The sequence below is a fragment of the Coprococcus intestinalis genome (assembly GCF_023656595.1).
Lineage (GTDB): Bacteria > Bacillota > Clostridia > Lachnospirales > Lachnospiraceae > Coprococcus_A > Coprococcus_A intestinihominis.
In genome coordinates this window covers 33,436-45,338 of the sequence record NZ_JAMOKJ010000001.1, presented here as the reverse complement: position 1 = coordinate 45,338, position 11,903 = coordinate 33,436, and the positions used below count along the sequence as shown (strand labels likewise).

The following is an 11,903-nucleotide window of genomic DNA, read 5'->3' as shown; positions in this document are numbered from 1 at the left end:
ATGGGTGTGAAATGCAGGAGGACAGAATGAAGAAACTGATAAAAAACGGAACCATTGTATTGGAAGATAAGGTTATACAAGGGGATTTACTGATAGAGGATGAAGTGATCGCTGAAATCGGACAGAATTTAGAGGCGGAGGGCGGACAGATCATCGACGCGACCGGGCTGGTTGTATTGCCTGGCGGTATTGATGTGCATACACACTTCAATATTGATGTTGGTGTAAGAGCTGTAGATGATTTCAGTACGGGAACGATAGCGGCAGCTTTCGGCGGTACGACGACAATCGTTGACCATATGGGATTCGGTCCGAAAGGATGCAATCTGCATCATCAGCTGGGGGTTTATAAGGGGTATACGAATGGCAAGTGTGTAACAGACTATGGCATTCATGGTGTTTTCCAGGATATTAATGAGGATATTCTGAAAGAAACGGAAGTGATGATGGCAGATGGTGTATCAAGCTTCAAAATGTATCTGACTTATGACTACAAACTGGAAGATGCAGATACCCTCAAGGTGTTGAAGAAACTTAAAGATATTGGCGGCATTACAACCGTACACTGTGAAAATGATGCGATTATTCACTATCTGAGAGATAAGTTTGTTGCTGAAGGAAAAACGGAGGCAAAATATCACCCACAGTCCAGACCGCCATATTGTGAGGCAGAGGCTGTGGACAGAATGATCGCACTGGCAAAAGCAGCAGGAAAGGCTCCGCTGTATATCGTACATGTTTCGGCAAAGGAGAGTGTTAACCTGATCAGGGAGGCAAGAAAAGCAGGGGATACGGTCTTTGGAGAGACTTGTCCGCAGTATCTTGTATTAGATGAAAGCCGTTATGATGATCCGGTGGAAGGATTAAAGTTTATTTTGAGCCCGCCGCTCCGGGCTAAGGAGCATCAGGAAGCTATCTGGCAGGGAATCAAAGATGGGACGTTGCAGGTGATTGCAACAGACCACTGCAGCTTCGATTTCCATGGAGATAAACAAAACGGCAAAGATGATTTCACAAAATGCCCGAATGGTGCGCCGGGAGTAGAGACACGAATGCCAATTGTTTTCTCGGAAGGTGTATCGAAAGGCCGATTGAGTTTGAATGAATTTGCAGCAGTGACAAGTACGAATCCGGCCAAAATTTTTGGTATGTACCCAAAGAAAGGTGTTCTGGCGCCAGGCAGTGATGCAGATATTGTGCTGATGAATCCGGATATGGAAGTAACGATTACGAAGAATATTTTGCATGAGAATGTAGATTATACACCGTATGAAGGCATTCAGGTTAAAGGATGGCCGGTGATGACAATGGTTCGGGGGCAGGCAGTGGTAGAAAATGAAAGACTGCAGGTTCCGCTGGGATTTGGACGCTACATTAACAGAAAACCTGTTAAATATACGGAATTATTAAAGTGAACGGCCAAGCGTGCAGACGGCATTCCAGATAAAAGCATGAATGGTATATGGTAAGTGCAGCAATGGAGATATGAAAATGGCAGAAAAAAAGGAAAAAATAATTTATATAAGTGGACATAGAAATCCGGATACAGATTCCATCTGTTCAGCCATGGCATTAGCAGATCTCAAGAACAAGATTTCAGCCAGACAGGTGGCAGATGAGCATGCAGATAGAGTTGTGTATAAAGCTGTTCGGGCGGGACATTTGAATCAGGAAACCCGATATGTGATGAAGGCATTTGATGTGACGGCTCCAACCTATATGAGAGATGCCAGAACACAGATTAAAGATATATTTGATGATAAAACACAGAGCGTCAGCGGTAATATTTCCCTGAGACAGGCATGGAAGACAATGCGTGCAGTCAAAAAAGCGACCCTTGCAATTACAGACAGCAAGGGACACCTGGAAGGTCTGATTTCAACGGGAGACATAGCAAAGTCCTATATGGCTGTTTTTGATAACTGCATTCTGGCACAGGCGCATACACCTTATGTGAATATCATTGATACAGTTGAGGGCGAATTGCTGGCCGGTGATGCAAAACAATGTGTAACTTCCGGAAAGGTTGTTATTTCAACGGCCAATACAGAGATTATTAAGGACCATATTGATGCCGGTGATGTCGTTATTCTGGGAAATCGGTATGAGGCACAGCTGTGTGCACTGGAGCAGCATGCCGCCGTCATTATCGTGTGTGATGGTGCCCCGGTTTCACGAACAATCAGAAAAATTGCCGGAGACAATGGATGCGCGGTCATCAGTACGGCTTATGATACATATGCAGTAGCAAGACTGATCAATCAGAGCCTCCCGGTTTCTTACTTTATGACAAAAGAGAATCTGGTGGTTTTTAAAGAAAACAGTTATGTGGATGATATCAAGGATATCATGATGAAAGAAAGAATCAGAGATTTCCCTGTTGTGACGGAAGATGATTGCTATGCAGGGATGATCTCCAGGCGTAATCTGATTGATATGAACAAGAAAAAATTTATCCTGGTGGACCACAATGAGGCAGATCAGGCCATCAATGGCATTGAAGAGACTGAAATTGTGGAGATCATCGATCACCATAAACTTGGAACGATTGAGACGATTAAACCGGTGAATGTACGAAACCAACCGGTTGGATGCACAGCAACAATTATTTATCAGATGTATATTGAGAATGATATAGAAATTTCAAAGACAGTGGCCGGTCTGCTTTGCTCAGCCATTATATCGGATACGCTGCTGTTCCGTTCACCAACCTGTACACCGCTGGATGAGCTGGCGGCTGAAAAGCTGGCTGAAATTGCCGGATTGGATATGGAAGCCCATGCGGTAGCGATGTTTGATGCAGGCAGCGATTTGAAATCGAAGACGAATGAAGAAATATTATATCAGGATTTTAAGAAATTTAAATCCGGAGATACAACATTTGGTGTGGGCCAGGTGACATCGATGAATGCGGAAGAACTCAAGAAACTGAAGGATAAGATGAAACCGTTCTTGGAAAGTGCCCGGACAAAAGAGAATATAGATATGCTTTTCCTTCTGCTCACAGACATTCTGAGCGAAAATTCTTATGTGATTTATACCGGTGCGGAGGCAGAAAATATTCTTTCCCAGGGATTTAATCAGATGCCGGTGGATGGAGAAGCCCTTCTTGAGGGTGTTGTATCACGAAAGAAGCAGTTTGTGCCTGTAATGATGGGTATGTTGATGGCATAGGAGGAATCGGAAATGAGCAATGAAAAAGAAATATTTGTCATAGGTCATAAAAACCCGGATACAGATTCAATCTGCTCAGCAATCGCCTATGCATATTTTAAGAACCAGATTAGCAAAAGCAATTGTTATAAAGCAAAACGCGCCGGGGAAGTGAACTCAGAGACACAGTATGTTCTGGACAAATTTGATGTGAAGGCACCGGAATATGTGGATAATGTCAGAAATCAGGTCAAGGACAGTGGATTAAAAGAAGCTGAACGTGTCTCAAAGGATATGTCGGTCAAAAAAGCGTGGGAATTACTGAGCAGCAAGCGTGAATCTACATTGACGGTTGTGAATGATAATGGCGGCCTGGAAGGACTGATGACAATCGGAGATATTGCCAAGTCCATTATGGATGTGTCCGGTGGAAGGGCATTGGCGGATGCAAAGACATCTTACAAGAATATCGTTGAAACATTGAAGGCAGAAGTCCTTGCAGGCAATATTGACCATAAAACGGCTACAGGAAAAGTAATTGTTGCAGCTGCAAATCCTGATCTGATGGAGGAATCCATTGAAGCCGGCGATATGGTCATTATGGGGGATCGCTACGAATCTCAGCTGTGTGCGATTGAAATGCAGGCGGCGTGTCTGATCATCAGTATCGGATGTGAGGTTTCACCGGCGATTATACAGCTGGCAGAGGAAAAGAACTGCATTATTTTAAGAACTGCGTATGACACATTTATCACTGCAAGGCTTTTGAATCAGAGTATCCCGATTGGCTATTTTATGATCAAGAATAATCTGACTTATTTCAGAACCGATGATTACACGGAAGAAATTCGCAGTATCATGGCTAAGATGCGTTATAGAGATTATCCGGTCCTGGATAGTGAGGGCAGACTTGTCGGAATGATGACGCGTCACAGCTTGTTGGAAATGGATAAGAAAAAGGTCATTCTCGTGGATCATAATGAGAGCGGACAGGCTGTAGACGGACTGCATGAAGCAGAAATAGAAGAAATCATTGATCATCATAAGCTCGGATTTGTGGAAACTATTCGTCCGATTATGTTCAGAAATCAGCCGGTAGGATGTACAGCTACCATCATTTATATGATGTTTAAGGAGAAAAAGATGGAGATTCCTGAAAAGATTGCAGGTTTGATGTGCTCTGCTATTATTTCAGATACGCTTTTATATCGTTCGCCAACCTGTACGGCCATCGACAAGATTGCAGCAGAAGAACTGGCAGCCATTGCAGGGATAGAAACTGAGGTACATGCCAAGGCAATGTTTGCAGCAGGAAGCAATCTCAGCAAAAAGACAACAGAAGAAATTTTTTATCAGGATTTCAAAAAATTCAAATCCGGAGATATTTCTTATGGAATTGGTCAGATCAGTTCAATGGATCATGATGAACTGACGGCAATTGTCGACAGGTTGACAGAATTTATGGAGAAAGTACGTCCGGAGACCGGATTGAATATGCTTTTCTTCATGCTGACAGATATCCTTCAGGAGTCGACAACATTGATCTGTGTAGGACCGGATGCATTGACAGGCGTTGCATCTTACAGTGGTTGTCCGGTTCAGGGCAATACGGTCATTATGGAAGGCGTTGTATCGCGTAAGAAACAGGTAGTACCAACATTAATGCAGGCATTTCAATCTTAATTGCTGCAAGTGTTGAATGAAGTCACGAACAATAGAAAGGCAGAGAAAATGAGCAAACAATTGTGGAAGCCGGGAAATATGCTGTATCCGCTGCCGGCTGTTCTGGTATCCTGCGGGGATAAAGCCGGCAATTATAATGTGCTGACGGTTGCATGGACAGGAACAATCTGTTCGGATCCTGCGATGGTGTACGTTTCTGTAAGAAAAAACAGATATTCACATCATATGCTAGAGGAAACCGGAGAATTTTATATTAATCTGACAACAGAGGCATTGGCATTTGCAACAGATTACTGTGGTGTGAAATCAGGAAAGGATTTGAACAAATTTGAGGAGATGCATCTGACCCCTGAGATGGGGATGCTGTCATGGGCACCAATGATCAAAGAGAGCCCGGTATGTATTGCCTGTGAAGTTGTGAGAATAGAAGAACTTGGCAGTCATGATATGTTTATTGCCAATGTCAAAGGTGTTTATGCTGATGAGGCCTATATGGATGAAAAGGGCAAGTTTGATCTTATCAAAGCGAAACCGATTGTGTATTCACACGGGCAATATTACGGATTAGGACGTTACATCGGCAAGTTTGGCTATTCTGTGCAGAAAAATCCTGCAAAAGTCAAGAAAGCCTCAGTGCATAAAACAAAGGCCAAGAATAAAAAAGCATGATTGATTACAGGAGGAAAACAGTCATCAAAGGTCAGCAGGAATTAAGATGCGGCTATACAACCGGAACATGTGCGGCAGCTGCTGCCAAAGCCGCCGCGGTTACTTTGTTGAGCGGCGAAATTTGCAGGGATGTTTCCCTGCAGCTTCCGGGAGGCGAGCATATTATTCTTGAAACTGAGTTCCTGGAATGCAATGAAAATTGCGTGAAGTGCGGAATGATAAAAGATGCCGGAGATGACCCGGATATTACGAATGGACTGCTCATATGTGCAGCTGTTGAGAAAACAGAAGGAAAAACAATTCTCATAGATGGCGGAATGGGCGTCGGACGCGTGACAAAACCAGGGCTTGATCAGCCTGTGGGTGCAGCGGCAATCAATTCTGTGCCAAGGAAGATGATCCATGAAGCAGTGGAAGATGTGCGCAGGCAGTATGCCTGGGAAAAAGGACTGAAGGTCACTGTTTTTATTCCAAATGGGAAGGAAAAGGCAGAAAAAACACTGAATCCGATGCTTGGCATTGTAGGGGGGCTTTCTGTGCTTGGAACAACAGGTATTGTTGAACCGATGAGTGAGAAAGCATTAATTGATACAATTGCAGTGGATATCCGAATGCACCGGGCACAGAATGAAGATATTCTTCTTATGGCTCCGGGCAATTACGGACTGGATTATCTAAAGGCGGCTTATCATATCCATCCAGATCAGGTGATAAAAATCAGCAATTTTATTGGAGACAGTATTGATCTGGCGGTTTGTGAAGGGGCATCGGGGATTGTCCTTGCAGGGCACATTGGCAAGTTGATCAAAGTTGCCGGAGGAATTATGAATACCCATTCTCATCAGGCGGATGCCAGAATGGAGATAATGACAGCCTATGCGGCAATGGCCGGAGCGGGGAATGATATTTTGCGTCAGATTATGTCTTCAGTAACGACGGATGCCGGGATGGAAATTCTGCTGCAGTGCGGACTTTTAACAGAGACAATGCAGTTAATTCTTGAGAAAATAGAGGCACATGTGAAAAAAAGAGCCGGAAGCCAGATTGAGATTGGCATTATTATATTTTCAAATGTATTCGGGATGCTGGGACAGACAGAAAATGTACCGAATCTGTTTAAGAAGATGAATGCTGCACAGCATAAGGAGGAATAAGGGTGAGCGGCTGTTTGTACAGTGTGGGTGTAGGTCCGGGAGATCCGGAACTGATGACTTTAAAGGCAGTTAAGATAATCAGGAATTGTCAGGTTCTGGTTTTGCCGGCGGAAAGTAAAGAAAAATGTGTGGCCTATCAGATTGTGAGGCGGGCAATACCGGAAATTGAAGATAAGACAACTGTCTGTCTTGTCATGCCAATGACAAAAGACAAAGACAGGCTTGAAAAAAGCCATAGAGAGGGAACCCAAAAGGTGGCAGAGGTCCTGGATGCAGGGAAGGATGCAGCCTTTTTGACGTTGGGCGATCCGACTGTATATGCCACATCCATGTATATCCATCAGCGGATTGCCGGGATGGGGTATCGGACATCCATTGTCAGCGGTGTGCCTTCTTTTTGTGCTGCGGCGGCAAAACTTGGCGTTTCTCTTGGCGAGAAGCAGGAACAGATCCATATTATCCCTGCAAGTTATGATGTTGAAGCGGCGATACAGCTTCCCGGAACCAAAATCCTCATGAAAGCAGGGAAAAAGATGCCGGTTGTCAGACAGTGCGTCAAAGAACATCATGGATGGGCTGCAATGGTGGAAAATTGCGGCATGGAAGAAGAACATCTGTGGATAAATGTAGAAGATATGCCGGAACATCCGGGGTATTATACCCTTGTCATTGTGAAAGATCGGAAGGATGAAGAAGAATGATACATTTTGTAGGAGCAGGACCGGGAGCGCCGGATTTAATTACAATAAGGGGACAAAAGTTGCTTGCAAAGGCCGATGTGATCATTTATGCCGGTTCTCTGGTCAATCCGGCATTGCTGGAAGTAAAAAAGCCGGAATGTGCAGTTTATAACAGTGCCCATATGACCTTAGAAGAAGTTCTGGATGTGATGAAGAAAGCGGAACAGTCAGGAAAGACAACTGTCCGGCTGCATACGGGAGACCCAAGCCTTTATGGTGCGATTCGTGAGCAGATGGATGCTTTGAAAAAGATGAATATTGCATATGATATTTGTCCCGGTGTCAGTGCGTTCTGCGGCACGGCATCGGCACTGGAATTGGAATATACATTGCCGGGAGTGTCCCAGACGGTTATTATCAGCCGTACAGCGGGAAGAACGCCGGTGCCGGAGCGGGAATCTATTCCTCAGCTGGCAAGACATCAGGCAACGATGGTCCTTTTCCTGAGTACAGGCCATTTGCCGAAACTTCAGAAAGAGCTGATAGAAGGCGGCTATACAGCGGCTACACCGGCTGCAATCTGCTATAAGGCGACATGGCCGGAGGAAAAAAGATTTTTTTGTACGGTGGGGACGCTGGCGGAGACGGCAGAACGGGAAAACATTACAAGTACAGCATTGATTGTGGTGGGCAATATCATCGGAGAACAGTATGATCGGTCCCTTTTGTATGACCCTTCGTTTACGACGGCATTTCGAGAAGCAACAGAAACCACGAACGGATCTGATACAGATAAAGCCGGTATGGATCAATAACAGTATGAAAACAGCGGTTATTAGTTTTACACAGAATGGCAATGCCTGCAATCGGAGAATTATAACCGGCCTGAAGATGGCAGGCTATACGACGGAAGGGTTTTACGGCGGCCGTTATAAAGAGAATGACAGTTTAGCAAAAGAAATTTTGCGTCCTGCTGCCAAAAAGGTAGCTGAATGGACAAAGGATGCTTTTGAAAAGTATGATGCTATTGTATTTGTCGGGGCAGCGGCGATAGCTGTGCGCAGTATTGCCCCCTGTCTGAAAGATAAATTAACCGATCCGGCAGTCTTAGTTGTGGACGAAAAAAATCAGTATGTCATTCCGATACTTTCAGGTCATGTGGGAGGAGCCAATGCACTGGCAGTTCAGCTGGCAGCGTATTTGCAGGCAATACCTGTTATCACAACTGCGACCGATATTCAGGGTTTGTTTGCCGTTGATGTGTTTGCAGTGAAGAATCATTTGCTGATAACGGATCGAAGAAAAGCAAAAGAGTTATCTGCTTCGATCCTTGAATATGAACAGAAATTGGTTTATGCGGATGCCATGCTGACACATGAAGCGGTGCTACCGAAATACCTGAGTATAACAGATGAAGTTGAAAAGGCGGATATTATTATTGATTATCATCGGTTGTCCGGCAATATGAAAGGGCTGCAGCTGATACCTGAAAAGACAGTATGGATTGGGATCGGGTGCCGTAAAGGTACAGAGACTGACAAAATTAAAGCAGCAATCAGATATTTTTTGACGGAACATGCGATTGATGAACGGTCTGTTGCCGGGATAGCTTCAATAGATGTAAAAGCACAGGAACAGGGGATTCTTGATGCGTGCAGAGAATATAACTGGCCTTTTATCACATTTTCAGCAGAAAAACTGTGTGCTCTGGAGGGTGACTTTACAGCGTCTGAATTTGTTAAAAGTCATGTTGGTGTGGATAATGTCTGTGAGCGGTCTGCATTTTGTGCGGCCGGGGAGAATGAAGAAAACGGCATCATCGGACATGGAGAGACCATACTTCTTATCAGAAAGGAAATTATGCCTGGGATTACACTGGCTGCGGCCGGTACAGGCAGGAGGTTAAGATTTGAGTAAGTTATATGTAGTCGGCATCGGACCGGGCGGTTATGAACAGATGACAGTAAAGGCCGTTAAGGTGCTGGAAGAATGTGATATCATTGTGGGGTATACGGTATATGTGGATTTAGTTGCGGAGCATTTTGCAGGAAAAGAAATGCTGACAACACCAATGCGCCAGGAAGAGAAACGCTGCAGAATGGCATTTGACGAAGTCATGAAAGGTAGAAATACAGCCATGATCTGCTCTGGAGATGCTGGTGTATACGGCATGTCAGGCCTTATTTATGAAATCAGTCGTGATTATCCGGGGATTGAAATAGAAATTGTCAGCGGTGTGACAGCAGCCTTGAGCGGCGGTGCCGTACTTGGAGCGCCTCTGATGCATGACTTTGCGGTCATCAGTCTCAGTGATCTGATGACACCGTGGGAATTGATCCAGAAGCGCCTGGCAGCTGCAGCAAGTGCCGATATGGCTATCTGTCTTTATAATCCTTCCAGCAAAAAGAGAAAGGATTATCTGAATAAGGCTTGTCAGATTGTCATGCAGTATGCTTTGCCGGAAACAGTCTGCGGTATTGTCAGACAGATTGGAAGAGACGGAGAATTTTTTGAGGTCATGACGCTTCAGGAATTGTCGAATTATGAGGCGGATATGTTTACAACAGTATTTATCGGAAATAGTACAACTAAAGTCATCAATGGCAAGATGGTGACGCCAAGAGGCTATAAACTGAGTGAATAGCGGTAATCGGAGAGATTGAGGGGCGTTTACCTGCGGAGCAGGCCGCTGACAAGAACAAAGTAGTGAGGAAGTCGGCCTTCTTCCATCCATTCAAGGTCAATGCCCATGCATTGACTGAGGGTCAGACCGACATTGCCGCCAAGAGATTCGATGGAATAACGGAGTTTGTCGGGATAACGGCATGGCAGGCCGTCGGGACGTGTACAATTGTCATGGCACAGGCTACAGGAGCCGGCTGAAAGACTGACGGAGCCGGGGTATTTTTCTTCAAGTCGGAATAATTCCCGGCTGATACGGGCTTTTTCGACATTGAGGGATTGACGCATAATATCGGCAATTTTGTGTTCCGAGAATTGTTTTCCGGCATAGTCATCATTATAGAGGATTTTGACCGCAAATAGATCCAGTGTCTGAAACTGATTCCAGAAAGCCTCCACATCGAAGGTGTAGGAAGGACAGGACCAGAGTCTGTCATAATTGGGACAGGCTTTGCAGTATTCAGTGAAAGTGGGAATATCGATATATCTTTTTTTATAATCACTGACAGCGATGCATGTTGTGTAGGATTCGGTTGTGTACATGGCTGATTCCTCCTTTTTATCTATCATACCTTAAAAAGTGAAGAATGTATAGGATACTTTTGGTTAAGATGCCTATTTCACTTTTGAAAGCGGTAGGTTATACTATCACGAGATAAACGCAAATAAACAGTTACAATAATTGTTAAAACAATAGAAGATAAAGATACATACAATGAAGGAGATGCTTTGAAGATGGAAAAATCTAAAGTTTTTTTTACTGATTTCAGAACACCGGCTTATGGAGATGGCTTAACAACAAAACTGCAGAAACTGCTGAAAAAAGCAGGCATTGAGCAGTTGGATATGGACGGTAAGTTCGTAGCCATTAAAATGCATTTTGGTGAATTGGGCAATTTGAGCTTCCTTCGCCCGAATTATGCCAGGGCAGTGGCTGATCTGGTAAAATCTTTGGGTGGCAAGCCGTTTTTGACAGATTGTAATACGATGTATCCGGGCAGCAGAAAGAATGCCCTTGAACATATGGAATGTGCATGGCAGAATGGTTTTACACCGCTGACGGTAGGATGTCCGATCATTATTGCGGATGGTCTTAAAGGCACGGATGATATTGATGTACCTGTAGAAGGTGGTGAATATGTCAAAGCAGCCAAGATCGGACGTGCAGTGATGGATGCGGATGTCTTTATCAGTCTGACACATTTCAAGGGACATGAAACGACAGGATTTGGCGGCACGATCAAGAATATTGGTATGGGCTGCGGTTCAAGAGCAGGAAAAACGGAGCAGCACAGCAACGGTATACCAACAATTTCATCACGCAAATGTGTAGGCTGCAAGCGCTGTCAGAAGGAATGTGCCAACGGCGGACTTGTATTCGATGCAGAAACAAAGAAAATGACTGTAGATACAGAACATTGCGTAGGTTGCAGCAGATGCCTCGGCACATGTAATTTTGATGCTATTACATTCAGAAATAGCAATGCTAATGCTATTTTGAACTGCAAGATGGCAGAATATACGAAGGCGGTTATTGACGGAAGACCGAATTTCCATATTTCTCTGGTTCTTGATGTTTCTCCGAACTGCGACTGCCATGGAGAAAATGATGTGCCGATTCTGCCGAATATCGGCATGTTTGTTTCTTTTGATCCATTGGCCCTTGAACAGGCCTGTGTAGATGCCTGTCTGAAGGCAGAACCGATGCCGAACAGCCAGCTTTCGGATAACATGAGTCGACCGGATTTTGTCGATCATCATGATCATTTTACGAATTCCACACCGGAATCAGAGTGGCAGTCATGTCTGGAACATGCAGATAAGATTGGCCTCGGCAGCAGAGATTATGAGCTGATTGTCTGTTAATAGGCACAGAGATGAT

At 44.5% G+C, this 11,903-nt stretch carries 11 protein-coding genes; 10 read left to right on the top strand and 1 reads right to left on the bottom strand.

Annotated elements, in window-relative coordinates; translation table 11 throughout:
• Positions 1–26 precede the first annotated feature (26 nt).
• From hydA to cobJ, 9 genes are all read left to right on the top strand, one after another.
• Positions 27–1,415, top strand: coding sequence for a dihydropyrimidinase (gene hydA, locus NBH03_RS00205; RefSeq protein ID WP_250795376.1), 1,389 nt, complete (start codon positions 27–29; stop codon positions 1,413–1,415).
• Between the two features lie 76 nt (positions 1,416–1,491).
• Positions 1,492–3,174: a putative manganese-dependent inorganic diphosphatase gene (locus NBH03_RS00200; protein WP_250795369.1), complete on the top strand. Its 1,683-nt coding sequence runs from the start codon at positions 1,492–1,494 to the stop codon at positions 3,172–3,174.
• Positions 3,175–3,186: 12 nt separating this feature from the next.
• Positions 3,187–4,836: a putative manganese-dependent inorganic diphosphatase gene (locus NBH03_RS00195; RefSeq protein ID WP_250795364.1), complete on the top strand. Its 1,650-nt coding sequence runs from the start codon at positions 3,187–3,189 to the stop codon at positions 4,834–4,836.
• Positions 4,837–4,884: 48 nt separating this feature from the next.
• Complete coding sequence (locus tag NBH03_RS00190) at positions 4,885–5,505, top strand: flavin reductase family protein (RefSeq protein WP_215689707.1); 621 nt, start codon at positions 4,885–4,887, stop codon at positions 5,503–5,505.
• Positions 5,502–6,659 (top strand): cobalt-precorrin-5B (C(1))-methyltransferase CbiD, encoded by a 1,158-nt coding sequence (gene cbiD / locus NBH03_RS00185; protein WP_250795356.1) that lies wholly within the window; start codon positions 5,502–5,504, stop codon positions 6,657–6,659. The genes NBH03_RS00190 and cbiD overlap by 4 nt, the downstream gene beginning before the upstream one ends.
• A gap of 2 nt (positions 6,660–6,661) precedes the next feature.
• Positions 6,662–7,360, top strand: coding sequence for a precorrin-2 C(20)-methyltransferase (cobI, locus tag NBH03_RS00180; RefSeq protein ID WP_250795351.1), 699 nt, complete (start codon positions 6,662–6,664; stop codon positions 7,358–7,360).
• The gene (cobM, locus tag NBH03_RS00175; protein ID WP_117527351.1) at positions 7,357–8,154 is read left to right on the top strand and encodes a precorrin-4 C(11)-methyltransferase; all 798 of its coding nucleotides are present in this window, start codon (positions 7,357–7,359) and stop codon (positions 8,152–8,154) included. The genes cobI and cobM overlap by 4 nt, the downstream gene beginning before the upstream one ends.
• Positions 8,155–8,158: 4 nt before the next feature.
• Positions 8,159–9,256, top strand: a complete 1,098-nt coding sequence (locus tag NBH03_RS00170) for a cobalt-precorrin 5A hydrolase (RefSeq protein ID WP_250795346.1) — start codon at positions 8,159–8,161, stop codon at positions 9,254–9,256.
• Entirely contained in the window at positions 9,249–9,983 is a 735-nt protein-coding gene (gene cobJ, locus NBH03_RS00165; RefSeq protein ID WP_250795339.1) for a precorrin-3B C(17)-methyltransferase, read from the top strand. Before NBH03_RS00170 ends, cobJ begins: the two co-directional genes overlap by 8 nt.
• Before the next feature lie 26 nt (positions 9,984–10,009).
• On the opposite strand, the gene NBH03_RS00160 is transcribed toward cobJ, so the two are convergent.
• Positions 10,010–10,564, bottom strand: a complete 555-nt coding sequence (locus NBH03_RS00160) for a DUF2284 domain-containing protein (RefSeq protein ID WP_250795336.1) — start codon at positions 10,562–10,564, stop codon at positions 10,010–10,012.
• A 192-nt stretch (positions 10,565–10,756) separates the two neighbouring features.
• On the opposite strand from NBH03_RS00160, the gene NBH03_RS00155 reads away from it, so the two are divergent.
• Positions 10,757–11,887: a DUF362 domain-containing protein gene (locus NBH03_RS00155; RefSeq protein WP_250795330.1), complete on the top strand. Its 1,131-nt coding sequence runs from the start codon at positions 10,757–10,759 to the stop codon at positions 11,885–11,887.
• The last annotated feature ends 16 nt before the right edge of the window (positions 11,888–11,903 follow it).

Coding starts and splice junctions, on each gene's coding strand:
- cbiD (WP_250795356.1), top strand. CDS start 5,502: ATGATTGATTACAGGAGGAAAACAGTCATCAAAGGTCAGCAGGAATTA.
- cobM (WP_117527351.1), top strand. CDS start 7,357: ATGATACATTTTGTAGGAGCAGGACCGGGAGCGCCGGATTTAATTACA.
- NBH03_RS00200 (WP_250795369.1), top strand. CDS start 1,492: ATGGCAGAAAAAAAGGAAAAAATAATTTATATAAGTGGACATAGAAAT.
- NBH03_RS00195 (WP_250795364.1), top strand. CDS start 3,187: ATGAGCAATGAAAAAGAAATATTTGTCATAGGTCATAAAAACCCGGAT.
- hydA (WP_250795376.1), top strand. CDS start 27: ATGAAGAAACTGATAAAAAACGGAACCATTGTATTGGAAGATAAGGTT.
- NBH03_RS00160 (WP_250795336.1), bottom strand. CDS start 10,564: ATGTACACAACCGAATCCTACACAACATGCATCGCTGTCAGTGATTAT.
- NBH03_RS00155 (WP_250795330.1), top strand. CDS start 10,757: ATGGAAAAATCTAAAGTTTTTTTTACTGATTTCAGAACACCGGCTTAT.
- NBH03_RS00170 (WP_250795346.1), top strand. CDS start 8,159: ATGAAAACAGCGGTTATTAGTTTTACACAGAATGGCAATGCCTGCAAT.
- NBH03_RS00190 (WP_215689707.1), top strand. CDS start 4,885: ATGAGCAAACAATTGTGGAAGCCGGGAAATATGCTGTATCCGCTGCCG.